At 70.1% G+C, this 25,678-nt stretch carries 25 protein-coding genes; 12 read left to right on the forward strand and 13 right to left on the reverse strand.

All coding sequences use genetic code 11. The annotated features are described in order from the left end of the window. Positions 1 to 5 precede the first annotated feature (5 nt). The 3 genes from ACM6LR_RS26005 to ACM6LR_RS26015 form a co-directional block, all read right to left on the reverse strand. Positions 6 to 1,268, reverse strand: coding sequence for an ABC transporter substrate-binding protein (locus ACM6LR_RS26005; RefSeq protein WP_414944681.1), 1,263 nt, complete (start codon positions 1,266 to 1,268; stop codon positions 6 to 8). Positions 1,269 to 1,297: 29 nt separating this feature from the next. Further along, positions 1,298 to 4,951, reverse strand: a complete 3,654-nt coding sequence (locus ACM6LR_RS26010) for a BTAD domain-containing putative transcriptional regulator (RefSeq protein WP_414944682.1) — start codon at positions 4,949 to 4,951, stop codon at positions 1,298 to 1,300. A gap of 583 nt (positions 4,952 to 5,534) precedes the next feature. Then, positions 5,535 to 7,622, reverse strand: coding sequence for a BTAD domain-containing putative transcriptional regulator (locus tag ACM6LR_RS26015; protein WP_414944683.1), 2,088 nt, complete (start codon positions 7,620 to 7,622; stop codon positions 5,535 to 5,537). A 306-nt stretch (positions 7,623 to 7,928) separates the two neighbouring features. Between ACM6LR_RS26015 and ACM6LR_RS26020 the strand changes: the two genes are divergently transcribed. Together ACM6LR_RS26020 and ACM6LR_RS26025 are read left to right on the forward strand one after the other, a co-directional pair. Further along, positions 7,929 to 8,180 carry a hypothetical protein gene (locus ACM6LR_RS26020; protein ID WP_414944684.1) on the forward strand — a complete coding sequence of 84 codons (252 nt, stop codon included), beginning with the start codon at positions 7,929 to 7,931 and terminating at the stop codon, positions 8,178 to 8,180. 84 nt (positions 8,181 to 8,264) lie between these two features. After that, the gene (locus ACM6LR_RS26025) at positions 8,265 to 8,900 is read left to right on the forward strand and encodes a helix-turn-helix transcriptional regulator (protein ID WP_414938416.1); all 636 of its coding nucleotides are present in this window, start codon (positions 8,265 to 8,267) and stop codon (positions 8,898 to 8,900) included. Between the two features lie 284 nt (positions 8,901 to 9,184). Here ACM6LR_RS26025 and ACM6LR_RS26030 read toward each other — a convergent pair whose 3' ends face one another. From ACM6LR_RS26030 to ACM6LR_RS26045, 4 genes are all read right to left on the reverse strand, one after another. Continuing rightward, positions 9,185 to 9,775: a helix-turn-helix transcriptional regulator gene (locus ACM6LR_RS26030; protein ID WP_414944685.1), complete on the reverse strand. Its 591-nt coding sequence runs from the start codon at positions 9,773 to 9,775 to the stop codon at positions 9,185 to 9,187. Beyond that, on the reverse strand, positions 9,772 to 10,971 hold the full coding sequence (locus tag ACM6LR_RS26035) for a hypothetical protein (protein WP_414944686.1): 1,200 nt from the start codon (positions 10,969 to 10,971) through the stop codon (positions 9,772 to 9,774). The genes ACM6LR_RS26030 and ACM6LR_RS26035 overlap by 4 nt, the downstream gene beginning before the upstream one ends. 580 nt (positions 10,972 to 11,551) lie before the next feature. After that, complete coding sequence (locus tag ACM6LR_RS26040) at positions 11,552 to 12,079, reverse strand: EF-hand domain-containing protein (RefSeq protein WP_414938419.1); 528 nt, start codon at positions 12,077 to 12,079, stop codon at positions 11,552 to 11,554. Positions 12,080 to 12,162: 83 nt separating this feature from the next. Then, entirely contained in the window at positions 12,163 to 12,561 is a 399-nt protein-coding gene (locus tag ACM6LR_RS26045; RefSeq protein ID WP_414944687.1) for a helix-turn-helix transcriptional regulator, read from the reverse strand. An 87-nt stretch (positions 12,562 to 12,648) separates the two neighbouring features. On the opposite strand from ACM6LR_RS26045, the gene ACM6LR_RS26050 reads away from it, so the two are divergent. The 6 genes from ACM6LR_RS26050 to ACM6LR_RS26075 all read left to right on the forward strand — a co-directional run bounded on the left by ACM6LR_RS26050 (position 12,649) and on the right by ACM6LR_RS26075 (position 16,003). Continuing rightward, the gene (locus tag ACM6LR_RS26050) at positions 12,649 to 13,935 is read left to right on the forward strand and encodes an MFS transporter (protein WP_414944688.1); all 1,287 of its coding nucleotides are present in this window, start codon (positions 12,649 to 12,651) and stop codon (positions 13,933 to 13,935) included. A 225-nt stretch (positions 13,936 to 14,160) separates the two neighbouring features. After that, entirely contained in the window at positions 14,161 to 14,583 is a 423-nt protein-coding gene (locus ACM6LR_RS26055; protein ID WP_414944689.1) for an ATP-binding protein, read from the forward strand. Beyond that, positions 14,580 to 14,786 (forward strand): hypothetical protein, encoded by a 207-nt coding sequence (locus tag ACM6LR_RS26060; RefSeq protein ID WP_414938422.1) that lies wholly within the window; start codon positions 14,580 to 14,582, stop codon positions 14,784 to 14,786. Before ACM6LR_RS26055 ends, ACM6LR_RS26060 begins: the two co-directional genes overlap by 4 nt. An 85-nt stretch (positions 14,787 to 14,871) precedes the next feature. Then, positions 14,872 to 15,264 carry an ATP-binding protein gene (locus tag ACM6LR_RS26065; RefSeq protein ID WP_414938423.1) on the forward strand — a complete coding sequence of 131 codons (393 nt, stop codon included), beginning with the start codon at positions 14,872 to 14,874 and terminating at the stop codon, positions 15,262 to 15,264. 96 nt (positions 15,265 to 15,360) lie between these two features. Further along, positions 15,361 to 15,537 (forward strand): CsbD family protein, encoded by a 177-nt coding sequence (locus ACM6LR_RS26070; protein ID WP_414938424.1) that lies wholly within the window; start codon positions 15,361 to 15,363, stop codon positions 15,535 to 15,537. A gap of 127 nt (positions 15,538 to 15,664) precedes the next feature. After that, complete coding sequence (locus ACM6LR_RS26075) at positions 15,665 to 16,003, forward strand: helix-turn-helix domain-containing protein (protein ID WP_414938425.1); 339 nt, start codon at positions 15,665 to 15,667, stop codon at positions 16,001 to 16,003. Here ACM6LR_RS26075 and ACM6LR_RS26080 read toward each other — a convergent pair. Genes ACM6LR_RS26080 through ACM6LR_RS26090 form a run of 3 tightly spaced genes read right to left on the reverse strand, consistent with a single transcriptional unit; the run spans position 16,000 to position 18,454 of the window. Further along, the gene (locus ACM6LR_RS26080; protein ID WP_414938426.1) at positions 16,000 to 16,590 is read right to left on the reverse strand and encodes a ClpP family protease; all 591 of its coding nucleotides are present in this window, start codon (positions 16,588 to 16,590) and stop codon (positions 16,000 to 16,002) included. The two genes, ACM6LR_RS26075 and ACM6LR_RS26080, sit on opposite strands and share 4 nt — an antisense overlap. Beyond that, positions 16,587 to 17,213, reverse strand: coding sequence for a ClpP family protease (locus ACM6LR_RS26085; protein ID WP_414938427.1), 627 nt, complete (start codon positions 17,211 to 17,213; stop codon positions 16,587 to 16,589). Before ACM6LR_RS26085 ends, ACM6LR_RS26080 begins: the two co-directional genes overlap by 4 nt. 56 nt (positions 17,214 to 17,269) lie before the next feature. Beyond that, positions 17,270 to 18,454 (reverse strand): serine/threonine-protein kinase, encoded by a 1,185-nt coding sequence (locus ACM6LR_RS26090; RefSeq protein WP_414944690.1) that lies wholly within the window; start codon positions 18,452 to 18,454, stop codon positions 17,270 to 17,272. Between the two features lie 116 nt (positions 18,455 to 18,570). On the opposite strand from ACM6LR_RS26090, the gene ACM6LR_RS26095 reads away from it, so the two are divergent. Further along, entirely contained in the window at positions 18,571 to 20,139 is a 1,569-nt protein-coding gene (locus ACM6LR_RS26095) for a PucR family transcriptional regulator (RefSeq protein WP_414944691.1), read from the forward strand. Positions 20,140 to 20,175: 36 nt separating this feature from the next. Here the strand turns inward: ACM6LR_RS26095 and ACM6LR_RS26100 are convergent, their stop codons facing one another. The 3 genes from ACM6LR_RS26100 to ACM6LR_RS26110 are packed head-to-tail and all read right to left on the reverse strand — an operon-like array spanning position 20,176 to position 22,780. Continuing rightward, the gene (locus tag ACM6LR_RS26100) at positions 20,176 to 21,045 is read right to left on the reverse strand and encodes a polysaccharide deacetylase family protein (protein ID WP_414944692.1); all 870 of its coding nucleotides are present in this window, start codon (positions 21,043 to 21,045) and stop codon (positions 20,176 to 20,178) included. Continuing rightward, positions 21,042 to 22,169 carry a tRNA-dihydrouridine synthase gene (locus ACM6LR_RS26105; RefSeq protein ID WP_414944693.1) on the reverse strand — a complete coding sequence of 376 codons (1,128 nt, stop codon included), beginning with the start codon at positions 22,167 to 22,169 and terminating at the stop codon, positions 21,042 to 21,044. The genes ACM6LR_RS26100 and ACM6LR_RS26105 overlap by 4 nt, the downstream gene beginning before the upstream one ends. Then, on the reverse strand, positions 22,166 to 22,780 hold the full coding sequence (locus ACM6LR_RS26110; RefSeq protein ID WP_414938432.1) for a DUF1989 domain-containing protein: 615 nt from the start codon (positions 22,778 to 22,780) through the stop codon (positions 22,166 to 22,168). The genes ACM6LR_RS26105 and ACM6LR_RS26110 overlap by 4 nt, the downstream gene beginning before the upstream one ends. Before the next feature lie 139 nt (positions 22,781 to 22,919). Here ACM6LR_RS26110 and ACM6LR_RS26115 point away from each other — a divergent pair, with 139 nt between their 5' ends. The 3 genes from ACM6LR_RS26115 (at position 22,920) to fahA (ending at position 25,657) form a co-directional block, all read left to right on the forward strand. Continuing rightward, entirely contained in the window at positions 22,920 to 23,453 is a 534-nt protein-coding gene (locus ACM6LR_RS26115; protein ID WP_414944694.1) for a MarR family winged helix-turn-helix transcriptional regulator, read from the forward strand. Between the two features lie 180 nt (positions 23,454 to 23,633). After that, entirely contained in the window at positions 23,634 to 24,479 is an 846-nt protein-coding gene (locus tag ACM6LR_RS26120) for a hypothetical protein (RefSeq protein ID WP_414944695.1), read from the forward strand. Continuing rightward, positions 24,476 to 25,657 (forward strand): fumarylacetoacetase, encoded by a 1,182-nt coding sequence (fahA, locus tag ACM6LR_RS26125; RefSeq protein WP_414944696.1) that lies wholly within the window; start codon positions 24,476 to 24,478, stop codon positions 25,655 to 25,657. The genes ACM6LR_RS26120 and fahA overlap by 4 nt, the downstream gene beginning before the upstream one ends. Positions 25,658 to 25,678 lie beyond the last annotated feature (21 nt).

Consider the following 25,678-nt stretch of genomic DNA (forward strand, 5'->3'; position numbering starts at 1 on the left):
CTCGCTCACTTGGCGGCCGCGGCGCGGCCTTCGGTCGCCGCCTGGGTCCAGGCCTGCTCGATCGATTGCCTTCCTTCCTCGACCCGGCCGAGCGCGTGCCCGTACACGGGCCGCACCTCGCCGTCGCGCAGCCCGCGATAGTTCGGCCGCAGCGCTTCGGCGGACGCGGCAAAGATCTCACCGACCGGCGCGTCGCTGAAGTACTCGCTGGTGTGGGAAAGTACGGCGCCGTCCTGGTAAGCGCCCAGCGCGCTCGGCAGCAGGCCGCTGTCCAGGAAGATCCGTTTCTGCTGTCCGGGCGCGGTGAGCCAGACGGCGAGGTCGTAGGCCTCCTTGCGGTGCTCGCCCTGTTTCGGGACGGTCAGGAACGACCCGCCCCAGTTGCCCGCCTTGCCCGGTACCGAGGTGACGTCCCATTTGCCCGCCAGTTCCGGCCCGCCAGCCTCTTCGATCTGGGTGAGCATCCAGGCGGGACAGGTGATGGCGGCGAACCGGCTCTGCTTGATCGCCACCGTCCACGGCTGGGTGAAGGTGGTGACGGCGGCCGTCTCCTTCTTCAGCGCCATTCCGCCCGCCAGGTCGAAGGCCTTGCGCACGTTGGGATTCGTGTCGGCGATGAACGTGTCGTCCTTGGCGAAGTAGTTCTCCTGTGCCTGGTTGAGCATCGCCGTGTAGACGGTGCCCGCCGAATCGGCGAATTTGACGTCGTCCGGCGCCCTGGAGCTGAACCTCTCACCGGTTTCGGCGAACTTTTCCCAGGTCGGCCACAACGCGGCCACCTGATCGCGGTCGGTCGGCAGCCCGGCTTTCGCGAACAGGTCACGGCGGTAGCAGAGGGCGAGGCTGCCCATGTCGGTACCGAGGCCCATCACGAACTTCCCGCCGTTCGCGGTGCCCTGGTCCCATTTCCAGTCCGGCCAGTTCTCGCGGAGGCCCTGCGCGCCGAAGTCGGACAGATCGGTGAACTTGTCCGTAGATCGACGGAACTTGGGGAGGTACTGCTCCTCGATCGCCACCACGTCCGCGCTGCCACGACCGGCGCCGAGGCCGGTGGCGAGCTGCCGATGGTGCGTCTCGAAGTCGGCGACCCGGCCCTCGACGGTGATCCCCGGATGCGTCTTCTCGTACTCGTCGAAGAGTTTCTCGTAGCCGAATTCGCCGAAGGTGGCGACGGTGAGCTTGATCGGTCCGCCGGATTCGGCCGGTTTTCCCGAACAGCCGGTGAGGAGCAGCGCGAAGGCCGCCAATCCGGCCAGCAGGCGGGTCATGGTTCTCCTCGGTGGTGCGGTGGACTCGGTCAAGCGAGACGCCTCGGCAACTGGTCGACGACGGTCAGCCGGGAATCGGCGTGCAGCTTGGTCAGCACCCGGGACACCAGCGACTGCACCGTCCTCCGCGGCAGGCTCAGCTCCACGGCGATCTCCGGATTGGACATCTTGGCCGCCACCAGTCGGGCGACCCGAAGTTCCAGCGGGGACAGTGCACCGGCGTGCCGGGCCCCCCGCTCGGCTCGGCTCAGCACGCCGTGGCGGCGCAGCCTGTTTTCCGCCCGGCGGATGCTCCAGGCGGCGCCGACCGGCCCGAGGACCTCGCACGCCTCGGTGAGTGACCGAGTGGCCGCTTCGAGGTGACCGGCGCGGCCGAGCAGTTCGGCGGCGTCCTCCAGCGCGGCCGCGAGTTCGATCGGACGGCCGACCTCGCGATAGTGATCGGCCGCGGCCAGCACGCCTTCGGGGTCGCCGTCGACCAGCCCCCGGCACCGGCCGGCGGCCGCGGTGGCCCTGGCGGGCACGGTCTCCTGGCTCGCCTCTTCGGCGCAGACGGCGAGCGCTTGCCGTGCGACGTCGTCGTTCCCGGCCGCGAGCGCGACGCGGACGACGTCGGGCAGCCATTGGTGGCGCAGCATCATCCGGGCGTAGTCGGGACGCAGCACCGGGGCGATCAGCCGCAGCGCGTCGTCGAGCCTGCCGTGCTGTTCGGCGGCCATCGCCTGGGCAGCGAGGTGGAAATCGCAGCTCTCACGCTCGGACGAGTTCGACGGCGAGTGCGCTTCGGCCGCTTCGAGATGCGCGCGGACGGAGAGGCGTTCGTTCCGGTGGCCCGCGATGAGGGCGGCGACCCCGTGCAGCAGCAAGGCGGCGGCGCCCGGCTCGCGCACCCCGTAGAAGGTGATCGCCGGGCCGTCCTCGGTGACCGAGTCCAGTTCGGCCAGTGCTTCGTCCCAGCGGCCGGTCCAGTAGTAGTGCACGGCCGCCGAGACCTGCGGCCCGGTCGGCAGACCGTGGCGCGCCGCCGTCTCGTACCCGGCGTGCAGCGTGGCGTCCGCTTCGTCGAGCCGGTCGAGGTTCTGCAGGGTGAAGAGGCGGTTGTCGAGCAGGTCGAAGCGCAGCGTCGCCAGGTCCGCTTCGTCGCCGGTGGTCTCGATCGCGGCGTCGATCGCGGTCAGCGCCCGGTCGTGCTCGCGGCGGATCGAATGCACGAGCCACAGCGTCTGCTGCGCGTGCGCGGCGGGATAACGTTCGCCCGCCTCGACGGCTTCGGCGTGCAGGCCTCGCGCGATCCGTTCGGTGTCGTCGAGATCGTCGAGGGTGCCGCGCCGGAAGTTGGCGAGCAGTGTCCGGGTGCTGGTGCGCCACAGCTCCGGTATCGACGGGTCGTCCGCGGTGTCGCCGAGTGCCTCGATCGCGCCGGGAGTGTCGCCCCGGCGATACCGCAGGGCGGCGAGGAAATGCCGCATCTGCGCCAGATCCGCCTTGTCACGGACCGTCTTCACCGCCTGTTCCGCCTCGGCCTCCGGGGTCTGTTCGAGCCGGAACAGCACGCGCACCAGCGCGGCGATCAGCGTCTCCCGCTGCTCGCGGGTGGGCACCGTGCTGCCGAGCGCGCCGCGGAGGAGGTCGACCGCGATATGCGGGGCCCGGTTGGACACCGCGATGTGGTTGGCGGTGAGCCAGCCGACCAGCCACGGGTCGACCGGCACCGGCTCGGCCGCCAGCTGCTCGGCGACCCGCTTGATCGGCGCGCCGCCGCGTGCGAGCGACTCGGCGGCGCGCCGGTGCAGTGCGGCGCGGACCGGTTTCGCGATGCCGCCGTAGAGCGCCTGCCGCTGGAACGGGTGATGGAAGGCGAGTTTGTCGCCGGCGTACTCGATCACGCCGGCGGCGGTGGCCGGTTCCAGGCCACGCAGGACCTCCAGCGGGCTCTTGCCCGCCAGCGCGGCGAGGTCCTCGACCGCGAACTCCGCGCCCAGCAGCGAGGCGGTGCGCAGGATCTCGGTCGTGGCCGGGTCGAGGCATTCCAGCGTGCGGCCCACCGCCGCCAGCAGCGACCGCGGCGCGTTCTCGGTGCCGTCCAGCGTCACCTCGGCCACGCCCGCCTTGATCCGCAGCGAACCGGTGCGGACCAGGTCGTGCGCGATTTCCCTGGCGTAGAGCGGGTTTCCGGCCACGCGCCGGACCAGCGGGCGCAGGCTCGGGCCCAGTTCGGCCGCGAGGATCACTTCGAACACGGCGGCGATGTCGTCGTCGGTCAGCACCTCGACCGGCATGATCTCGCCGCCCCTCGCCTCGATGCCGCGTCGCAGCTGGGCCAGGTCCCGGCGGCCGTGCCCGGCGCGGGTGGCGGCGACCAGCAACAGCGGCAGCTGGCGGGTGGCGGCGGCCAGTCGCTGCCACAGCAGCACACTGGCCTCGTCGGCCCAGTGGAGGTCGTCGATCACCAGCACCAGCGGGCCCGCCGCGCAGGTCTCGTCGACCAGCGCCAGCAATTTGTCCACAGTGGACAGAATCGGGTCGGCGGGGCCCCAGTTCCCGTGCGCGGGCTCGGTGTGCAGCTCACCGGCCAGCTTGGCCTTGGCCGGATCCGCCGCTTCGTGGTGCACCCCGAGGCATTCCATGATCACCTGCAGCGGGAACCGTTGCTGGAGTTCGTCGGCCGCGGTCCAGGCGAGCTGGCAGCCGCGCGCCGCTGCGCTCGACAGCCCGGCGATCAGCAGTTCCGACTTGCCGATACCCGGTTCGCCTTCGAGCCACACCGGGCGGCCGCGGCCGGCGAGCACGTCGGTGACGAAGCCGTCCAGCCGTGCGACCTGCCGGGAACGGCCGGGCAGGAACCCTGGGCGGCCGCGTTCGATCGCCTTGGCCACCAGCGGCGGTACGACGCGTACCGGTGCCGGTTTCGATCCGGTGACAGGTTTTTCGGTGCCGTCCAGGATGCGCTGGTGCAGTTCACGCAGCGGGGTGCCGGGCTCGACGCCGAGCTCGTCCCGGAGCACTCGCCTGGCTTCGCGGTAGGCGGTCAGCGCTTCGGTCTGCCGCCCGCTCGCGTGCAGGGCACGCATGAGTGCCTCGTGCAGCGACTCGCGCAACGGATGCCGCTGGATCAGCGCGGTCAGCTCGGCCACCAGTTCACGGTGGTCGCCGAGGCCGAGTAGCGCGGTGGCCCGCAGTTCGGTGGCGGTCAGCTGGAGTTCGGCGAGCCGGACGCGCTCCGCCTCGGCGAACGGGCCGGGAACGCCGGAAAAAGCCTCGCCACGCCAGCGCCCGAGCGCGGTGGTGAGCCGCGCGGCCGCACCCCGCTGATCCGCGTGGGCCAGCAGCTTCCTCGCGTCGGCGGCGTCCTGTTCGAACCGGCGGACATCGAGCGCTTCACGGTCCAGCCGCAGCACATAGCTCGATCCGGACGAACGCAGCACCTCGTGCGCGGCGCCACCCGCCTTGCGGATCGCCCCGCGCAGACCGGAGACGTAGGTGTGGACACTGCCGGTGGCGCTGGCCGGCGCCGATCCACCCCAGACGTCGGCGATCAGTTCGCCGAGGGAGATCGCCTGGCCGCAGCGTGCCGCCAGGGTGGCGAAGACCGCGCGCTGGCGGGCGGGCCCGAGCTTCAGCTCGACGTCTCCGAGCCAGGCACGAGGCGGCCCGAGCAGCTCGACGCGCAGGCCGTTCGTCACGCCGGCTCCATTCTGTGTCCCCGCAGTTTAGGACGTTCGAGTGTCGGCTCGGTTGCGCACCCGGTCGGTCGGCTCAGCGAAGACGCAGAGCTGGTCAAGCGGGTCGTGAGTGGCGATTCGAATTCTGACGGACCTGTATTCGCCTGCCCACCTCGACCGAGTTGACCAAGGTCCGAGGCTCGGCGCCGTCGGGCTGATCACACATGGGAGAGCAACTACCGGTCCGCCCTGACCCGACTTACCCACTCACGACCACCCCTGGCCGAAGCTTGGCTCAGCCGTCGAGCGCGGCCGCCCACTGATGTCGCGAAAGTGGCTTTCGCGACACCAAGGGGGCCGACAGTAGGTACCCAAGCAACCCCTGACTCCAGCTCGAATCGCCACTCAAGACCACCCCGACCCACCCCTCTTCGGACACTTGACGAGACCAGGCCCGGATCGCCAAGAGCGGCGTTGAACGACAGTCGCGCGACTTCGCCGGAGTCCTCGCGCCCGGCGCAAGGAAGGGGACCTTCATGTACTTCAGGCCAGAGGGCGACCCGCTCGCGCGGTCAACGCCACTCAAACCCCTTGGCTGAAAGGTTCAGCGCAGCGGGCCACGCTGGAAAGGCACCCCGGGACGGGCGAGCGCGTGCAGCGGCGCGCACCAGGGCTGCGCGGCTCCCCCTGTGCGGGTGGCCTGCCAGGAAGCCTCCGTGCCCGCCTCGGGCAACAGGAGCGTGGCGAGCTCCCCGGTCAGGCTCTCCTGCTGGTCCTCGGTGAGATTCCGTTGGTGCGAAAGCAGATGAAGGAGTTCGACCGCGGGCTCGGCGGACAGCGTGCCGACGTTGTCGAGTAGCCACTGTGGGATCCATGCCGCGGTCAGTTCGTCCCCCGCCTGGAGAAGCTGCTCGGCGACGCGATCCGCGGGTGCGCCGGAGCCCGCCAAGGTCTCGGCGATCTCCTGGTGCAGCACGGCGCGGATGGCGGGCGGGGTGTTCGCGGCGAACACCGACCGTTCCAAGGGGACTCGGAACCGCAGGTGGTCTCCCTCGGTTTCCAGCACGCGGGCGGCGAGCGCCTCCTCGACGACCTCGATGAGCGCCCGCGGTTCGCGGCCGGTGACGCCCGCCAGGTCGGCGACTGTGAACGACGAGCCGAGCAGTGCGGCCGAATTCAGCGTTCGCTTGCACGGCAAGGAAAGCGTGGCGAGGTGATCGTCCACCGCGGCGGCGATCCGGCTGTGCGGCGCGGTGCTCGTGTCACGGCCTCCGGCGAACTCGGCGAACAGTTCGCACAGGTATCCGGCGTTGCCGGCGGTGTATTCGGCCGCGAACCCCAGGAACACCTCGCCGGGGTCCCTGGCCAGGGACTCCGCGGCGAGCGCGGCGACGCCCGCACCGTCGAACGGCGGCAGCGAGACGATCTCGCCATCGAGTCGCGAACGGAGGACGTCGAGCGTGCGGCGCCGGGGGAGCGGGCGCGCGGAGCCGATCAGCAGCAGAGGCAGGTGCGCGGTGAGCCGGTGAAGCCGCTGCCAGGCGAGCAGGCTCTCCTCGTCGGCCCAGTGCAGATCTTCGAAGACGAGTACCCGTGGCCCGTCTTCGCACAGCTCGGTGACCGTCTTGTCGAGACTTTCGAGCGCTTCGCCGCCGAGGCAGTCGGCGATGAGGCTGAGCGGGACCGCACTGGTCAGTTCGTCGGCTTCAACCCAGCTCGTCCGGTTTCTCGCCGTGGCGAGAGCCTCCGCCAGCAGCGCGCTCTTGCCACTGCCGGCCTCGCCGTCCAGCCACACCGTCCCGCCGCGGCCTTCGTCCATCAGGGTGGACAGGTGCCGTCGCAGGCGGCCCAGTTCGAACTCGCGGCCGACGAAGGCGGACGGCCGTTCGGGCAGGGCCGGCGTCGGCCGGTGGCGTCCCGGCTGGTCCTGGTGGTGCAGCGAGGGGTCGCCGTCCAGGACCCGCTGTCGTAAAGCCAGCAGTTCCTGGCCGGGTTCGAGGCCGGACTGCTCGATGATCGTCTCGCGGGCGCGGTCGACCGCGGCCAGAGCCTCGGCTTGCCTGCCGGACCGGAACAACGCGGTGACCAGCATCCGGTGCGGCCCTTCGCGCAACGGATGGCGCTCGACCAGCATGGCGAGCTCGCCGACGAGTTCGCGGTTGCCGCCCAGGTGCAGCGCGACCTCGGCCCGGCGTTCGAGCGCGCTCATCCGCAGTTCGTTCAGCCGGGCGCGCTGGGTTTCGGCGAACGGGCCGGGCATCCCGTTCAGCGCGGAACCCCGCCATTGCTCGAGCGCGGAGCGCAGCGACTCCAGTTCCCGCTGGTGCGCACCGGCGAGCCGGTGTGTGCGGGCCCGTTCCAATTCGGCTTCGAAGACGTAAACGTCCACCTGCTGCCTCGGCAGGTCGAGGCGGTAGCCCGCACGGGTGGCGACGAGCGGCTCGCCCACGGGCTCCAGCGCGCGGCGCAGCGCGGAGATGTAGGTGTAGACGATGCCGGTGGCGCTGTCCGGGGGCCGCTCGCCCCAGACGGCGTCGATGATCTCCTCGCGTGAGACGAACCGGCCGGCGTGAAGGGCGAGCGTGGCGAACACCGCTTGCCGCTGAGCGGGGCCCAGGGGGATCTCGCCGGCGCTGTGCCAGGCGGGGGATCCGCCCAGCAGTCGCACCGTCAGCGAGGGAACCTCGTCCATGACCTGCCGCCTGTGCGTCCGACTTCGAAAGAGCGTACCGCCCGGCGAAAACCCTAGTGGCGCCGTTGTGGGGTTCGCAATCAATCGGGCAGCCGACGTGTGGGTTTCGTCTGCCGGTCCTGAGACACGCCGCGTTTCGCCAGGACACCGCGGTTCCGGCCGCGAACGGGGTCGAGTTGGTTGCCCGTTCATATGGGTTTCAGGATGCGGACAGGTGAGGGGCGACAGGGCAGACCCCGGCGTTCTCGGGGGCAGCGTGCCGTCCGGCCATGGTAGATGCCATGCGTGGCTGTGCATGCTGGGTCGGTGAGCCAGGATCAGGAGCGATTCGCCGGGGATGTCCTGCTCGGCCTCGCCCTTAACGGCAGGTTGGTGCTCGACGCCGACGAGGCCGAAGCACGCGTCGCCGAGCTTCGGCGGACGCTGGCCTACGGGTACGCCCTGCTCGCCGACCCGGACTACACCGGGCCCGAGGACAGGCTCCGTGAAATCCTGGACGAGCTTCCCAAGTACGTGGAGGCGTTTCAGCAGGCCACGAAGTCCTTCACGCCTCGTTGAGAACTCGTGGAGAGTTCGTGAAGAGCTTCTTCGCAGACTGTGTCCCATCCGACTGGGGCGGCGGATCAAGCGGAGGGGACGAACGTGGACACGGAAACCCGACAGATCACCGTGGCGGTGCACGCGCCCGATCCGATCACCACTGCCGGCCTGGCCAGTCAGCTGGGCACGCAGCTGGGGATCGAGATCCGGGACTGGGAGCAGCGCGCCGAGACCGAGGTGCTGGTGTTCGCCGCCGAGTGGCTGACACCGGAGATCGTGCTGTGGCTGCGGCGGCTGGCCGCCGAGGACGGCAAGCCGGTGGTGCTCGTGGTGAGCCAGATCGGCGAGGCGGAACTGGTGCCCGCCATCGAATGCCGGGTGGTGGCGGTACTGCCGCGCTCCGCGACGACCGGCGAGCGGCTGGCACACGCGGTCCGCGCGGCGGCCTCCGGCGGCGGTGTGCTCCCGCCGAGCCTGCTCGGCGAACTGCTCAAACACGTCGAACGGCTGCAACGTGAGGTGCTCGACCCGATGGGCGTCAACACCGCCGGGCTCACCACCCGGGAGATCGACGTGCTGCGCCTGATGGCCGACGGGAAGGACACCGTCGAAATCGCCGGTGAACTCAGCTACTCGGAGCGCAGCGTCAAGCACATCATCCAGGGCATCACCGGACGCCTGAACCTGCGGAACCGGCCGCACGCCGTCGCCTACGCGGTGCGGGCCGGGGTCATCTAGAGTCGCGTGATCCTGCAGGTCTTACCCGTGATCAGACGGCGATCTCCGGAGATCGCCGTCCAATCACGCGTAACCGCCGTCTGATCACGCGAGATCGCCGTCTGATCACGCGAGATCGCCGTCCGACGAACGAAACCCAACGTCAAGCAAGCAGGATCACGCGACACTAGCCCGTCGGAATGGCGACGCCCCTGTGCCGAACACCGAACTCACGTGCTCAAACGCGGACTCGCGTGCTTGGACGGACAGCCGCGAGTTCCGCCTTCAAGCACGTGAGTTCGGCCTCAGATCAGGCCGGCGCGGATGGCGGCGGCCACCGCCTGTGCCCGGTTCCGCAGCTCCAGCCGCCGCTGGACCCGGTACAGGATGTTCTTGATGGTGCGCCGGGAATAGCCCATCGCCGCGCCGATCTCCGCGGTCTCCCTGCCCTCCGCGATCAGCCGCAACACGCGGAGCTCGCGTTCGTGGAACAGTGAAATCCCGTCCGCCGAGACGTCGTACCCGGCGGCCAGCCCCTCCGGGGAGGTCGCGACCGCCGTCCGCGCGGCCAGCACCTCCGCGATGAGCCGCGCCGCTCCGGCCTCCCGGTGCGGTAGCAGACAGCGCACCCCGGCTGTCGCGGCCGCGTGGTGGCCCGCCGGTGGCAGCGGCCCGGCGATCAGCACGCCGGGCAGGGCGCCTTGTTCGGCCACTGCTCGCCGGAGCACCGGGAGTTCGTGTTCGACCGGGTCCTCGGCGACCACCAGTACGTCCGCGCCCCGGACGCCGGACGGCACCACCTCGAGCATCGCGGCGGGCGACAGCATGCCGACCAGCCCCGCCAGGGTGACCGGGTCGGCCGAGTAGACGGCCACCCGGACGTGCCGCGCGTTCACGAGACGTATCGCTCGTTCTCGGCGACCGTCTCCTGACGGCCGTCGGGGGGCTCGATCCCGTTCTCCCGCATCAGGTTCCGCAGCCGTGCACGGTACCGGGGCGCGTCCGTCGAGCCGAGCACTTCGTATACCTCGGTGAGCACCGCGGGATCCGTCGCGCCGTGCCGCACCAGGCGTTCGGCGGCGACGGCCAGTTCGAGCGGCTGCGCGCGTTCGCGGGCCAGCCACAGGCATTCGACGGCGGGCTCCTCGCCGAGGCAGGCCCGGATCAGGTGGCGATGCAGCAGCACCCGTCCGGTCGGCATCGCGGAAGCGAGGTCCTCCAGCGCGTCGAGTGCCTTCTTCGCCCCGGCCCGGTCGTTCGCCCGCAACGCCAGTTCGGCGAGGTCGGCCCAGGCGATGTCCGTGCCGACGGCGAGTCCGCGGGTGGCCGCGTGCAGGCGGTCGGCGGCGCGGCCGGTTTCACCCGAGGCGATGTCGATCCTGGCCGCCGCGACGTCGAGCAGGTGCGCCAGCGTCGGTTCCGTGGCGCGGCCGGCGGCCAGCAGGTCCCTGGCCGCGGTGAATCGTCCCTGCGACAGCAGGACCGTCACGGTCGACAGGTGCATCGCGGCCGATCCGATGTCGTAGCCGCGCCGTGAACGGTCGGCCACGCCGCGGTGGGCGAAGTAGACCGCGCGGGAGGAATCGCCGCGCATGGCCGCGAGCATCGAACGTTCGCTGTCCCGCAGTCCGGTTTCGGGGAAGTCCTCGTCGGACAGCAGCCTTTCCGCGCGCGCCCGTTCGCCGAGCACCAGCAGCGCGGTGACGTACGAGGTGGTCTGGTCGTCCCGGTGCCGCCTCGCCGTCCTCAACGGCCATCGCTCGCGTTCGGTCAGGTTCGCACCGAACCGCGCGGAGCGGCCCGCCCAGAGTTCGGCCAGACCACCGAAGAGTTCGCCCAGCATCGCGGAAACCGTCGATTCGGTGCGCCACGAATCGTTCCCCGCCAGCAGTGCCGCCGCTTCGCCCCACCTGTCGAGCAGGCTCAGCGCGATCGCGCTCGACGCCACCGACCAGTCCGGCGGGTTCGTGGCGATCCTCGCCAGTTCGGCCGTGTCGCCGGAGTCGTGCAGCGCGCGGACGACGCTCGACTGGGCTTCCTGCACGGCGTCGGCGGAAAGGCACGCCAGGATCTGCTCGGTCACCTCGTCCACGTCTGACATCTTGAGGCGGACCGAGCGTCCGCGATGTGCCGTCCGGCGGGTTCTGGCCCGTAGGGACGGTGGGTCCGCCCGAAAGCCGCGACCGGATGTGCGCCGCGCGGGACGGGCGCGATCCGGTGCGGCGCCGCCCCAGGAGGGTGATGGGACGGCACCGAATCCAGGACTGCACCGGCGCCGCACGGCCGCATGGGGTGGCGGACGCGCCGGCGCCGCGACCGGGCAGGGCATGAGCCCCTGGTCCGTCACCGGCCGCATCACCGACGCTAGCGTGGTTCGGCGCCGGTGCGGCGGATTTCGGACCGCAAGGTCCTCGGCACTGACCGAAAGGGCAGCGCGGGCGTCAGGGAAGCTCCCGCATCGCGGTACCGAAGAGAAGACATTCCGGTGACGTGCCAGGTACCGCCCACACCTCGCGATCGCCCTTCAGCCGAGTGGCGCCTTCGCCCCTGCCGATCGGGCTGGAATCCCCAGGATTCGAGGATTCGCCGGGCGGGCGAGTCGAACAGGACGCACCGATCGTCATCGGTCACCCGGAGCAGGGCACTGAAGGAAACCCGTACCGGGGGGGGCGTCAGGCCGCGAGTGGTCCGAAGACGAGGGTGCCCGGCGCCTCGGCGTCGTCACCCGCCCAGAATTCCAGCCACAGCGCGGCGAACTCGTTCCGGGACAGCATTCCGTCGCCGTCGGAGTCCAGCACCGGGAACGTGGCGTCGGTGTCGGTGGGGCGGCCGTTCCAGACCTCGATCAGCTGGCGGTACTCCACCGCGGAGATCAGGCCGTCCCGGTTCTCGTCGATCGCGTCGAACATCGCGTCGGCGGTCGCGGTCACGGCCTCGGGCGTGTCCGGCAGCTTGTCCACCACCAGCAGGACTTCGTCGAGGGTGACCTTGTTGTCACGGTTCAGGTCCGACGTCGTGAGCAAGGTCGTCCACCAGCTCAGCATGATGCCGGTCAGGCGCTGCTCGTCACCGGGCCCGCGCACTCCCGCCCAGCGTTCGGCCAAGGCTTGAAAGTCTTGCTCCTGCAGGAAACCGTCGCCGTCGAGGTCCATCGCAGCGAAGACACCCGAGATCTTGCGCCGCTGCAAGTCGCTTGCCATGCGTCCGAACGATAGGACCGGATGCCCTAGCGCACATCGGCCATTCAGGGCCACGGCGGACCACGATCGGGGGACGGCCGGGATCATCTCCCGGCGAGCGCCCTGAGGATCTTGCCCAGCGCGGACTGCGCCACCGCCGAGGTGTACGGGCCGACGGCGACCAGCGAGGCGATGAGCGCCGAGGCTTCGCCCGGGGTCAGCGAGAGCGGCGGCAGCACGGGCTGCGCGTCGATGCCGTAGCCGCCGCGAGGGCCACGGCGGATGGTGATGGGAACGCCCGCTTCGCGCAGGCGGGTGATGTCGCGTTCGACGGTCCGCAGGCTCACCCCGGTCGCCGTCGCGAGGTCCGCGCCCGCCACCCGGCGCGGCGCCCGCACCCGCAGCAGTTCAATGATCGCGTGCTGCCGTTCGACCAGCGGTGCCGCCTGGTGCAACTGGGTCATCCCCGCGATTCCCCCGGAACCGACCAACCGCTGGCTCATTCCCGCTCTCCTCGAATTCGAATAACCGACCCGCTCTGACGTCTATTGGATCTTAGGCTGATTTTCCCTTCTCATGATCGGATTTCGATGCCTTCACCTTTCGCTTTCCCCGGCGACTTCCGGCGCCTGTGGATCGGTCAGACGATCAGCGCGTTCGGCGACAAGGTTTCACGGATAGCGTTGCCGACGGTCGCCCTGCTCGGTCTCGGCGGGACAGCCTGGGATGTCGGACTGCTGGCCGCGCTGCGGTTCGTGCCGTTCGTGCTGATCGGTTCGGTGGCCGGGGTGTGGGTCGACCGGCTCTCACACCGCGGCACGATGATCTGGGCCGACGTCGGCAGGCTGGTGGCGATGGGGTCGATCCCGGTCGTGTCCCTGTTCGGCGTGCTCACACTCGGCCAGTTGTTCGTGGTCGCCGGGGTCGGCGTTCTGACGGTCTTCTTCGAAGTCGCCGCCCAGTCCTGTCTGCCGGTGCTCGCCGGACCGGACGGGATCGTGGCGGGCAACGAACGGCTGCAGACCTCTCGCGCGGTCGCCGAGGTCGGTGGCGCGGCCGCCGCGGGCGGGCTGATGCAGATCCTCGGCGCCGCGCTCACGATCCTGGCCGACGCCCTGTCCTTCCTCGCTTCGCTGGTGTCACTGCTGCTGATGCGGCACCGCGAGTCGCCCGTCGTCAAGCCGGAGAAACCGCGGTCGGCGCTGGCGGAGGCCAGGGAGGGGCTGGCGGTGTCGCTGTCCGACACCCGGCTGCGCAATCTGATGTTCGCGAGCACGACGGTGAATCTCGGCGTTGCGACGGCGAACGCACTCGTGCTGGTCTTCGCCTACGACCAGGGAAAGCTGAGCCCGGGTGCCGTCGGCCTCGCGTTCGCGATCGGCACGGTGGGCCTCATCCTGGGCGCGGTGTCGTCCGGCGCGATCGCCGGCAGGCTTACCCTCGGCCGGACGTTGGCGACTTCGATCCTGCTGACCGGCCTGGGCTTCCTGCTGTTACCCGTAGGCGGGCAAGGCGCCACGCTGACCATGTTGATCGTGAGTCAGTTCCTCATCGGTTTCGCCGACTCGGTCTTCAATATCCACGTGCTCAGCCTGGTCCAGCGCATTACGCCGCCGGAGATGATGGGCCGCGTCAACGGTACCGCGCTCTCGGTGGTCTACGGCACCGGAACACTCGGTGGCCTGGCCGCCGGCTTCGTCGGCACGGTCTTCGGGATCTTGCCAGGACTGGTGGCGTCGGCCGGAATCATCTGCTGCGGCGCGGTGTTCGTCCTCGTCAACCCCTTGCGGACGATTCGGGACGGAGCGGACGAGGAGGTGCGCCGACCGGAGCGGGGGAGCGTCACCAGGGATGGGGCACGCCGAACAGCTTGTTGATCAGCACGGCGAGCGGTGCGATGAACACGACGCCCATGAGAAATTCGATTACTCCTTTTCGCCGGGTGGTCGAAATGGGCTCCGATGCGAATTCGTGGAGTCGGTCAGGTGTACCGCGCGGATTCGGGACCGCCGCCCGATGAACAGGGTCGAAGGTATGTATAACGCCCTATGCGGGCGGACGTCTGCCTGGCGGCACCCCGTGTCCACCGGCAAGATGGACAGGTGACGGAATCTGGGGCCAGGAGCGACGAGGAGTTCCGCGATCAGGTGCCGGCCGAACCCGGACGGCTCGTCGGGCTCCGGAAACAGCTGACGGCGTGGCTCACCGGCCTCGGCCTGGACGGGGAGCGGCGGGAGGACATCGTCCTGGCGAGCAACGAGGCGCTGGTCAACTCCGCCGAACACGCCTACCGGGACGGCCTGGACGGCGTCATCGACATCCACGCCACCTCGAACCGGGACGGGATCAAGATCGTCGTCACCGACTACGGGAACTGGAAGCCCGCGAACCCCGCCGACACGATCCGCGGCCGAGGCCTGGTGCTGATCGCTCGGTTGGCGGATCACTCCGACTACCGGTACCGGGGCGACGGCACCACGGTGACCATGACCTGGACGACCGACCTTCCGGGAGGAGACAGATGACCGCCGAGATCGAGCGGGCCGCGCACGCCTACTGTCCCGTGTGCACTCCGGATCCCGGCCGTGGTGACCTGGTCACCGCGCTCTGCGGGGCCACCCGTCCCTACTGGGGCCGACGCGAGCGGCCGGTGAACAACTGTCCAGCGTGTGAAGCCTTCGCCGCGAACGCGGTCTACCCGTGCGGCCACACCGGTAGCGAGCGATAAGGGCTTGATCGTTAATTTCCGTGGCGTTCGGGGTACTAGGTGTTCGCGAGATCCCCGACGGTCCGCAGAGAACAGGGAGGTCCCCGTGCCCACCGATCAGGCTTCTTCCGTGGTCGCCAAGGTCCTGTCCCTGGACGTCGTCGACGACCTGACCGACCTGGCGCGGGTACGGGCCTGGGCGCGTGCGGAACTGCGGGACCTCGCCGGAGAGGACCTTGCGGACACCATCCTGGTTCTGGACGAACTGGTGTCCAACGCCTTGCGGCACGGGAAGGGGTCGCGGCGGGTGCGCCTGCTGCGGCAACCCGGCCGGCTGCGCATCGAGGTCGACGACTCCGGCAGGACACCCGCCGTCCCGCGTCCGCCCTCGGACAACGGTGGACGCGGCTTGGCTCTCATCGACGCCTGCGCGGCGACGTGGGGTCAGGATCCGCGCGACGACGGCAAGACCGTGTGGGCCGAGCTCCGCGTGGCTTGACGAACTCAAACGTGTCCGTTGCCACGTCGAGCAGGTCGTTTCGAGATCGATCCGGCGGGTACCCAGAAGTAGCGGACGACAACGAATGGAGGCCTGATGAACGACAAAGCCGAGAACAAGGTCGAAGAAGTCAAGGGCAAGGCCAAGGAAGCGGTCGGAAACGCCACGGACAACGAGCAGTGGCAGGCCGAAGGCAAGGCTGAGCAGGGCAAGGCCAACGTCAAGCAGGCCGGTGAGAAGCTCAAGGACGCCGTGAAGGGCGTTCGGGACTGACCTCGTGGTCAAAAAGGGTCCGCCTTCGGGCGGGCCCTTTTCTGCGTGCGGAGACCCGGCGGCCACCCGGGTTTCGCCTTGAGCGGAACGACCCGCGCGGGCTCCGGCCCGCTGTCAGGATGGCCGTATGGCCGACATTCTCCCTTTCCAGCAGAGGCGCGCGGATCCCGAGCCGGAACCGCTGTGGCGTGACGTGCTGGGCCAGAGCCTGCGCGCGGCGAGGGAGGAACAGGGCGGCCGCCTCATCGACATCGCGGAACGCGCCGGCATCTCGCCGCAGTACCTCTCGGAGATCGAGCGCGGCCGCAAAGAGCCGTCCAGCGAGATGATCGCCGCGGTCACTGGTGCGCTCGGGATCGATTTCGCGGATCTGCTCTTCGGTATCGCGGGAACGGTCCGGCGGGGCGGCAGCACGGGTCTCGCGGTCGGCCGTCGTCCGGCGGGACCCGTGCTCATGGCCGCCTAGTCCCGACTGTCGAGCACGCTGTCCGCGAGCCCGTAGGCGACGGCGCCCGCCGCGTCGAACACGCGGTCCCGGTCGGTGTCGTGCCGGAGATCCGAGACGGCGCGGCCGGTGTGCGAGGACAGGATCTCCTCGAGCTGCGTCCGCACTCGCACCACCTCGTCGGCCTGGAGGATGAGGTCCGGGATGGTGCCGCGGCCCTGAGCCGCCGGCTGGTGCAGCACCACCCGGGTGTGGGGCAGCACGAACCGGCGCCCTGCCTCGCCCGCGGCCAGCAGGATCGCGCCCGCCGCGACGGCCTGGCCGACACAGGTCGTCGCCACCGGCGCCTTGATGAAGCGCATGGTGTCGTACAGCGCGAGCATCGCGGACGGGTCGCCGCCCTCGCTGTTGATGTAAAGGTTGATCTCCTGCTCCGGGTTGTCCGCCTCCAGGTAGAGCAGCTGGGTGATCAACGCGTTCGCCACACCGGAGTCGATCGCGGTCCCGAGGTAGATGATCCGCTCCGACAGCAGATGCGAGTAGACGTCCATGATCCGCTCGCCGGCGGGACTGCGGGAGATGACGTTGGGGATGGTGTAGGTGCTCATGCGCCGACAGTCCTTTCCGAGCCGAGGCCGAGTTTGTGGGTGCGCACGGGGACGACCTGGTCGAGGCTTTCGACGATGTGGTCGATGAACCCGTATTCGCGCGCCTGGTCCGTGGTGAACCAGCGATCGTGCAGGGAGTCGGCGAAGATCCGCTCGATGGGCTGCCCGGTGTCGTCGGAAATCAGGCCGAGCACCGTGTCCCGCGTGTAGCGCAGGTCGTCCGCCTGCACCTCCACCTCGACGGCCGAGCCGCCGATGCCCGCCGAACCCTGGTGCATCAGGATCCGCGCGTGCGGCAGGGCGAACCGTTTACCCTTGGCCCCCGCCGACAGCAGGAACTGCCCGGCACTGCACGCCAGTCCCAGCGCGAGGGTGGCGACGTCGCACGGCACGAGCCGCATCACGTCGCGGATGGCGAGCATCGAGGGGACCGAACCACCCGGCGAGTGGATCCACAAGGCGATGTCTTTGCGGGGATCCTCGCTCGCCAGCGACAGCAGCTGGGTGGTGAGCACCGTCCCGTTGTCGTCGTCGAGCGCGCCGTCGAGGACCAGCACGCGCTGGCTGAAGAACCGTTCCCGGAGGCGTTGGTCGAAGAGTGGTTGCTTCTCGTAGTCGCTCATGCCCCGACCCTGCCGCCGGGGACCCGCCGTCCGCCGGTTTCTCTGCTGTGAGCGGATCAGCCCACAGCAGGACGCCGGGCCGGGACGAACCAGACGGCGAGCGTCAGGACGACGACGGAGGCGAGGGCGACGAGATCGAGGGTGAGACCCGGTTGCAGCGCGCGGGCGAAGTACTCCTGCTCGTCGTCGGTCGCGTTCAGCAGAAGCACGCTGAGCAGCGTCAACCCGGCGGAAACGCTGATCATGACCTGCCCGGGGCGGACCCTGGCGAGCAGGAGCGCACCGCCGGCCACCGAAAGCACCCCGGCAAGGACGATGCCGACACGGGCGATCAGGAGCGGCGGGTACAGCAGGTCGAACAGGTAGTACACCCGGTGGATCAGCATCGCGTCGCCCAGCAGGAAGAAACCGAGCAGCATCCCAGCCACCCCCGCCAGGATCGCGAACACGGAAGGCATGGTCAGGCCGGGTGCGGGCCGCGGTGGCACGGGCAGGACGGGCACCGGATGATCGGTGACCCGCGCCAGTAGCGGCCGCGCCTGGTCCGGGAGCATCCGCGCGCGCGGTGATTTCGCCAGCAGGCCCTTGATGAGCGCGGCCAGCGGTCCGTGGGTCCGGACCGGCCGTGGCTCATCGTTGATCACCGCATACAGCGTCGCCGCGAAGTTCTCCCGGTGGAAGGGATTCCCGCCCTCGCTCACGCTGAGCAGCGTCACTCCGAGCGACCAGAGGTCGGAGTGAGGAGTGGCTTCGTGCCCCGCGATCCTTTCGGGGGCGAGGAAAGCCGGTGAACCGGTCGGGTCGAGCCCGAAGCCGGTCAGTTTCACCGTGCCGTCCTGGCGCACCAGGATGTTCGCGGGCCGCACGTCACCGTGCACGATTCCCGCCGTATGCGCGGCTTCCAGCGCGCCGAGCACCTGACCGCCGATACCGGCCAGCGCACTCGGGGACAGCGTGCCGAGGTCCCGCAGAGGCCGACCCTCCGGGAGTTCCGTCACTAAGAAGGCCGCCCCGTCCTCCGCCTCCGCCACGTCGTGGACGGTTGTCGCCGAAGGATGATTCAGGGCGACGAGAGCTTCGCGGCGGAGCTGTTCGAAGGCCGCGGCCGATGGCAACGCCCTGAGCGCGACCTGACGACCATTCGACTCGTCCTCAGCTCGCCACAGCACGGCCGTCCCGTCGCGACCCAGCTCTTCGAGCAGGGTGTAGCGCCCGGCGATCGTGCGTGAAACTGCCGTCACAGTTCGTCTCCTCGATCCCGCAGTGTCTTCGACGCACGCTAACCGGCGATCATGAAAAACCGATGAAATGGCCGATCATCCATAATGGACGGATTCGGCTGGATATATTCACAGCCATGCTGAGCTTGGCGGCGCTGGTCGCGGACCCGGATCTCGAACTGCGGGTGGTCGTCCCCGGCCGTGACGGGGCACTGGCCGAGCAGGTGCTGTGGGTGCACAACACCGAGCTGCCCGACCCCGCGCCGTACGTGCGCGAGCGCGAAGTCGTGCTGACCAACGGCCTGTGGCTGGACCGCACCGGCCCGGCGGACTTCGTCGAACGGGTGGTCCGCGCGGGAGCGGCGGGGATCATCTTCGGCCTGCGCGTGGAACAACGCGACACTCCGGCGGCGCTCGCCGAGGCGTGCCGGAAAGCCGCGCTGCCCCTGCTGGAGATCTCGATAGCGGTGCCGTTCACGGCGGTCACCCGCGCGGCGGCGGCGATCCAGGCCAGGGGCAGGCAGAACGCGCTGATGTCGCTGGTACGGCGAGGGGACGAGCTGACCTCGGCCTTGTCGAGAGGCGACGGCGCTTCCGGGGTGCTCGCGGTCCTTCGCCGGGAGCACGAGCTTCCACTGGTGGTCGTGGACCGGATGGGTCGCGAGCTGGCGGCGGCCGGTGCCGAGCTGGACGCCGGACAACTGCGCGTCGCGGCGGAGGCCTTGGCCGGTCATCCGCCGCCGTTGGAGGCGGAGCTGGGCGCGGGGACGCGGGCGGCGCTGTTCCTGGTCGGCGCGATCGGCGACGCGGACGCCGTGCTGCTCTGCCTGCGCCCAGCGGCCGAGCTGACGCAGGGGGAGCGGGACGCGCTGGAGCAGACCGCCCGCTACCTCAGCCTGGAGGTGGCCCGGCATCAGGCGGTGCAGGCCATCGAGATGCGGTTCGCCGTCGAGTTGCTGGACATGGTCCTCTCGGGCGCGCAGCGCGTCGCGGAGGTGCCCGGCAGGCTGCGTGCTTTCGGGGTCGATCCGGACGGGCCGCTGACGGTGCTCGCGCTGGCGTTCGCGGGCGACGACGACACCGCGACCCTGCCGGGGATGGCTGAGGCCGTGACGGATTTCCTGCTGGCGGACGGGTTGCCCGCGGTCGTGGCGGCGGGCAGCCGGGACGTCGTGGCGGTGCTGCCATGGCGTTCGGGAACGCAGTCGCCCGCTGCCTTCGCGCCCCGGCTGGCGGCGGCGGTGTCGCATCGGTTCGGCGGCGGGCGCGTCGTGGTCGGGTTGGCCGACCCCGTGTCCGGCGCGGCCGAACTGCGCACGCCGCTGTCGCGCAGCCGCGAAGCCTGCCGCGTGCTCCGCGGCAGGCGCGGCGGGCCGGTGGCGGCGAGTTTCGCCGAACTCGGCAGCTATCGGCTGCTGCTGGAGTCGCACGACGAGCAGTGGTGGCACACTTTCGCCGAGGCCCTGCTCGGCCCGCTGCGCGAGCACGACCGCGCCCGCGACGGCGACCTGGAGACGACCCTGCGGGCGTTTCTCGACCACGACGGCCAGTGGGCGGCCACCGCCGCCGCCCTTTTCGTGCACGTCAACACCTTGCGTAACCGGCTGGCCAAGGTCACCGAGCTGACCGGCCGCGACGTCGGGCGCACCGCGGACCGGGTCGACCTGTTCCTGGCGCTGGAAGCGGCTTCGATGTCGACTGACTAGCTTGAATTGCAACCCGCCCGCAGGTTGGAACTCAAGCTAGTCCGGGTAGACCGCCGGGTCGATCTCCAGGCGTCGCAAGGGTTCCGCGGGCAGAGCCGGGTCGGCCAGCGCCGCGGCCGCCACGTCCCGGCACCGGGCGAACCGGACGTCGCCGAGACCGAGCCCGAACTCGATGAGCGCCCGTACGGCGGCCAGCCGTCCCGGCCTGCCCGACAGGAACGGGTGCAGGCACAGGTTGAACAGGCAGCGGTAGCGGCGCATCGCGTCCAGTTCCGCGCGCCACATCTCCAGTACCCGCACCGGTGAGGTGATCACCGAGCCGATCTGCGGCGCGGGAAGGAACGCGTACTGCTCCCAGTCGTCGAGCGACCAGTGCACCGGCAGCTCGGCGATCCGGCCCGCCTCGGTTTCGATGAGGTACGGCCGGTCGTCGGCCATCAGCGACGAGTCGTAGCTCAGCCCGTACTCGGCCACCAGCCCCGGAGTGTCCCAGGTGGACTCCCAGCCCGCCGCGCGATGCCCGCTGATCTCGATGCCCTGGCTCGCGAAGACCGCCATGCCGCGCTCGAAATCGGCCCGCTGCTCAGCCGCGGTCATCGCGGTCGGCGGCCGGTGGCTGTAGGAGTGGTGGGCCACCTCGTGGCCGCGCTCCACGATCGCGGCGGCAAGGCCGGGCCGCTGTTCGGCGACCCAGCCCGGTACGAAGAACGTCGCCGGTACGGCCAGTTCGTCGAGCAGGTCGAGGATGCGCGGCACCCCGACCCGTGGCCCGTACGCCTGATGCGACATGGTCGACAGGTGCTCGGCGTAGCCCCGGCCTCGCGCGAGGATCGGGGACTCCGCGTCCACGTCGAAGGTCAGGGTCGCCACCGCGGCCGCGCCGCCGTGCCAGCTGGTTTCCGTCACGCTTGCCGACTCTCCCTCCAGCGGCGCGCGTTCGCCACCGTGACCGTCGGGGAGACCATCGCCCGGTCGAATTCTTCCAGGGGTTCCGCCGCGGCGACGCGGGCGGGCAGATCGGGGTTGGCCAGCGCGCCGTGGCCGAGTGAAAGCAGGTCGGCGTGCCCGCCGGCGAGCACCTCGTGCGCCTGGGTGAGGTCGTGCATCCCGCCGTTCGCGATCACCGGCAGACCGGTGACCCGCCGGGCGAGGGAGGTGAGCGTGCCACCGCCGGCCAGCCTCGCCGTCTCCAGCCAGTTCCGGCCCTCGCTGGCGATGTGCAGGTAGCCGGCACCCGCCTCGGCGACCGCCGCGAAGATCACCTCGGCGTCGTCGCGGCCGCCGGGCCAGCGGTAGGTGAAGTCGTTGACCTTCGTCTGCGACAGCCGCACCCCGGTCAGCAGATCCGGCACGGCTTCGGCGACGGCGGTCACGACGCGGGCGGTCAGCCGGATCCGGTTGGCGACCGGGCCACCGTATTCGTCGGTGCGCTGATTGGTGTAGTCGGTGAGGAACTGGTCGAGCAGGTAGCCGTTGGCCGCGTGCACCTCGACGCCGTCGAACCCGGCCTGACGGGCGCGTTCGGCCGCCGCCGCGAAGCCTGCGACGACGTCGTCGATCTCGGCGGGGGACAACTCCCGGGGTACGGGCCACGGCCCGGAACCGCCGTACGCGCTCATCTTCTCCCCGCGTGGCTGGACGGCCGACGGGCCGACGGTGTGGTCCTGATGCGGATTTCCCTGGGTGATCGCCCCGGCGTGCATGAGCTGGGCGATCATCCGGCCGCCCGCCGCGCGCACTCCGGCGGTGACGACGCGCCAGCCCGCGACGTGCTCGTCACCCGCGAGGCCCGGCTGGTTGAGATAGCCCTGGCTGGCCGCGGTGTCGGGGTAGGTGCCCTCGCTGAACACCAGGCCGAAGCCGCCGCGGGCGAATTCGGCGTAGTAGTCGGCCATCTCGCCGGTCGGGGTGCCGTCGGGCCGCGCCGAGACGCGGGTCATGGGGGCGACGGCGTAGCGATTGCGCAGCGCCAGGCCGCCGAGTGTGATCGGGGCGAGCGCGGGATGGGCGTGTTCGACGGTGGTGGTCATGACAGGGTTCCTCCATTGTGGACGGTTTCGATGGCGAGCGGGGAGAGTCCGGCGTCGCTGATGCTCACGAGATCCTGCGGGCAGGCGGAGACCACGACCACGCAGTCCAGTTCGGCCCACAGGGTCACCGCGTCGCCGGGCAGGGAAGACGCGGTGAGCCAGCTCAGCCGCCCGTCCTCGCCGACCGGGATTCGCATGAAGACGTTGATCGGCTGTGGGGTCGGACCGGTGAAGCTCAGTCCGGCTCCGGCCAGCGCCTCGCGCAGGTTCTCCGCGCAGGACCGGTGTTTCTGAGCCCCCAGCGCGGCGTACCTTGCCGGGTCGCAGGCCGGGATGAGCATGTCGTGCTCGCCGGGGGAGGTGTCCTCGACCAGGGTCAGGATCGGGCGGCGCCGGTCGGTCACGAAGGACTCGCCGAGGGTGGGGAACAGCCGGTCGATCGCCGCGCGAGTGTGCGCCGCGCTGTGATGCTCGGCCAGTTCGCGTCCGCTGTCCTTGAACGCGAACACGTCACCGACCTGGCCTCCTTCGACGTCGATCACTCGCACGAGGTCACCCGCGGCCACTCGCACGGCCCGGGCGGTCCCCGGCGGTACTTCCGTTCTGGTCATGTCTTCAGCAAACCGGTTCGGGCGGGCTACGTGCCATGGAGGAATCTCTATGATCATGGCTTGCTGATGGAGGTATCGCTATTTGCGGAAACTAGTTTCGACTTTGACCAGTTTCACGAGGAGAGGTTAATGTTCGGCGATGGAAGACGTGGACGCGGCCCGGCTGGACTTCTGGTCGTTCGTGGCGCTGGCCAACCAGCGGCTCGCGCAGGAGTACGGCTTCCGGCACCAGCTGGCGACCGAGGTGCTGCTGACCCTCAATCGGGCCTCCGACCTGGTCACTTATGACCTCGAAGCCGCCGTGCACCGGCCGCGCGGCCGGTCTTGGTCGGCGTTCCGGCTGCTGTTCGTCGTCTGGCTCGCCGGTCCGCTCGAACCGACGAGCGCGGCGCGGCTGACCGGGATGAGCAGGGCGGCGGTGTCGAATCTGGTGAAGTCGCTGGTCGCGGAGGGGATGCTCCACCGGGTCCCGGACGAACGGGACGGCCGGTCCGTACAGCTCTCGCTGGCCGAGGCCGGGCACGAGGAGATGGTCTCGGTCTTCCGTGAGCACAACGAGCGCGAGTTCGGCTGGACGAACGCCTTGACCGAGACCGAGCAGCGCATCCTGGTGATGCTGCTGGGCAAGCTGATCACGAGCCGTGCCGAGTTCGGCACCCGCAGCCGCAAGTAGTCCTCTACTTGCGGTCGGGGGGCTGAAGGGGACTTTCCCCGCATGCGACGAGGGGAAAGCGCCCTTCGCCGCGTCGCATGCGGGGAAAGTCCCCTTCAGCCTCTTTCATGCCCCCGGAGGACCGGACTACGCTGCCCAGCAGTTAGTCAAAGTGTGAACTAAATCGGCGAGGAGGAGACCATGGTGGACGGCGGGCGGATTCCCGCGCTCTTCGCCGGGCTGTGCGACGACGCCGCGGTGTTCCCACCGGGTCTGGCTCCACTGCCGGACGCCGTCGTCGCGCACGACGAGCACGTCGCCGCCTGGTACGCCGGCCTCGTCGGGCCGCTGGTGGTCGCCGCCACGGCACTCGACGACCTCGACGGTGTCCTCGCGGGGCGGGAAGTCCCCTTGCCGGTCTCGGTAACGCTGCCGGGTGGGCCCGCGCAACTCGACGGCGTGCTCAAGGCCGTCGCCGCGCTGCCGGTGAACCTCGACGCGCTCGAAATCGCCGTGCCGGACGGCATGGGACCGGACGAGGTGCTCGCCGCGATTTCCGCCGCCACCGCACCGGTTCACGTCGAAATCCCGCGTGACGACCGGCGCGTCCCGTTGCTGACCGCCCTTTCCGGAACCGGTCACCGCGCGAAGTTCCGCACCGGAGGCGTCCGGGCCGAGCTGTATCCCGACGAGGCCGAACTCGCCGCCGCGGTCCGGGCGGCCGTCGGCGCGGACGTTCCGTTCAAGGCCACCGCCGGGCTGCACCACGCGCTCCGCAACACCGATCCGGAGACCGGCTTCGAACAGCACGGGTTCCTGAACCTGCTGCTCGCCACCGACGCCGTCCTCCACGCCGACGGCGACCCCGAAGCCCTGCTCGCCGAGCGGGACGGTGCTGTCGTCGCCGCGCGCCTGCTGGCACTGGACGCGGACCGGGTCGCCGCCGCCCGCGCGGGCTTCACGTCGTTCGGCACCTGCAGCATCACCGACCCCCTGATCGAGCTGGCCGGACTCGGCCTGCTCGAGACGCCCCGAGGAGAGGCATGACCACGATCGACATCCCCGACGGCTCGTTGTTCGGGATCGAAAACCTGCCCTACGGTGTGTTCTCCGTCGACGGCGATCCCGCCCGCGTCGGCGTGCGTGTCGGTGACTCGGTCCTCGACCTGGCCGCGGCGCTCGACGACGACGTCTTCGCCGCGCCGTCGCTGAACCCGTTCATGGCGCAGGGATACGACCGCTGGGTGGCGGTCCGGGAGCGGATCCGCGAGCTGGTCTCCGGTGAAGTCCCCGACGGTGCGGTGCATCCCGTCGGGCGGGTGACCCTGCACCTGCCGATCGAGGTCGCGGACTACGTCGACTTCTACGCCTCCGAGCACCACGCGTCGAACGTCGGCCGGTTGTTCCGCCCCGACGCGGAACCGTTGCTGCCCAACTGGAAGCACCTCCCGGTCGGCTACCACGGACGGTCCGGCACGGTCCTGGTCTCCGGCACGGACATCGTGCGCCCGAGCGGTCAGCGCAAGGCCCCCGTCGACACGGTGCCGGTGTTCGGGCCGAGCACGCGGCTGGACATCGAGGCGGAACTGGGTTTCGTCGTCGGCACCGGAACCCCGCTGCACACCCCGATCGCCCCGGACGACTTCCCCCGCCACGTTTTCGGCGCGGTCCTGCTCAACGACTGGTCGGCCCGCGACATCCAGGCATGGGAATACGTTCCGCTGGGCCCGCACCTCGGCAAGAGCTTCGCGACTTCGATCTCTCCTTGGGTGGTACCGATCCTGGCACTGGAGGCCGCGCGGATCCCACTGCCGGGCCAGACGGATCCGGTGCCGCTGTCGTACCTGCGTGAGAGCGACCCGTGGGGCCTCGACATCGACCTGGTCGTCGAATGGAACGGCGAGGAGGTCAGCCATCCGCCCTTCCGCGAGATGTACTGGTCGCCCGCCCAGATGCTCGCGCACCTGACGGTCAACGGCGCGTCGTCGCGTACGGGAGACCTGTACGGCTCCGGAACGATTTCCGGACCGGAGAAGCACCAGCGCGGCGCGTTCCTCGAATTGTCTTGGGGTGGCAAGGAACCGCTCACGGTGAAGGGGGAGGAGCGCACCTTCCTGCTGGACGGGGACGAGGTCGTGATCACCGGGACCGCGCCGGGCGCGGGCGGCGGGCGGATCGGGTTCGGCGAGGTCCGGGGCCGCGTGCTGCCGTCCGCGAGTAGGTGACTGGTTGCGGTCTCGGCCGAA

This window comes from Amycolatopsis sp. cmx-11-32, assembly GCF_047608695.1.
Classification (GTDB): domain Bacteria; phylum Actinomycetota; class Actinomycetes; order Mycobacteriales; family Pseudonocardiaceae; genus Amycolatopsis.

Excerpts from the sequence above, each read along its gene's own strand:
- ACM6LR_RS26005 (WP_414944681.1), bottom strand. The coding sequence starts at position 1,268 with ATGACCCGCCTGCTGGCCGGATTGGCGGCCTTCGCGCTGCTCCTCACC.
- ACM6LR_RS26015 (WP_414944683.1), bottom strand. The coding sequence starts at position 7,622 with ATGGACGAGGTTCCCTCGCTGACGGTGCGACTGCTGGGCGGATCCCCC.
- ACM6LR_RS26040 (WP_414938419.1), bottom strand. The coding sequence starts at position 12,079 with ATGGCAAGCGACTTGCAGCGGCGCAAGATCTCGGGTGTCTTCGCTGCG.
- ACM6LR_RS26045 (WP_414944687.1), bottom strand. The coding sequence starts at position 12,561 with ATGAGCCAGCGGTTGGTCGGTTCCGGGGGAATCGCGGGGATGACCCAG.
- ACM6LR_RS26050 (WP_414944688.1), top strand. The coding sequence starts at position 12,649 with ATGCCTTCACCTTTCGCTTTCCCCGGCGACTTCCGGCGCCTGTGGATC.
- ACM6LR_RS26060 (WP_414938422.1), top strand. The coding sequence starts at position 14,580 with ATGACCGCCGAGATCGAGCGGGCCGCGCACGCCTACTGTCCCGTGTGC.
- ACM6LR_RS26070 (WP_414938424.1), top strand. The coding sequence starts at position 15,361 with ATGAACGACAAAGCCGAGAACAAGGTCGAAGAAGTCAAGGGCAAGGCC.
- ACM6LR_RS26075 (WP_414938425.1), top strand. The coding sequence starts at position 15,665 with ATGGCCGACATTCTCCCTTTCCAGCAGAGGCGCGCGGATCCCGAGCCG.
- ACM6LR_RS26080 (WP_414938426.1), bottom strand. The coding sequence starts at position 16,590 with ATGAGCACCTACACCATCCCCAACGTCATCTCCCGCAGTCCCGCCGGC.
- ACM6LR_RS26085 (WP_414938427.1), bottom strand. The coding sequence starts at position 17,213 with ATGAGCGACTACGAGAAGCAACCACTCTTCGACCAACGCCTCCGGGAA.
- ACM6LR_RS26095 (WP_414944691.1), top strand. The coding sequence starts at position 18,571 with ATGCTGAGCTTGGCGGCGCTGGTCGCGGACCCGGATCTCGAACTGCGG.
- ACM6LR_RS26105 (WP_414944693.1), bottom strand. The coding sequence starts at position 22,169 with ATGACCACCACCGTCGAACACGCCCATCCCGCGCTCGCCCCGATCACA.
- ACM6LR_RS26110 (WP_414938432.1), bottom strand. The coding sequence starts at position 22,780 with ATGACCAGAACGGAAGTACCGCCGGGGACCGCCCGGGCCGTGCGAGTG.
- ACM6LR_RS26115 (WP_414944694.1), top strand. The coding sequence starts at position 22,920 with ATGGAAGACGTGGACGCGGCCCGGCTGGACTTCTGGTCGTTCGTGGCG.
- ACM6LR_RS26120 (WP_414944695.1), top strand. The coding sequence starts at position 23,634 with ATGGTGGACGGCGGGCGGATTCCCGCGCTCTTCGCCGGGCTGTGCGAC.
- fahA (WP_414944696.1), top strand. The coding sequence starts at position 24,476 with ATGACCACGATCGACATCCCCGACGGCTCGTTGTTCGGGATCGAAAAC.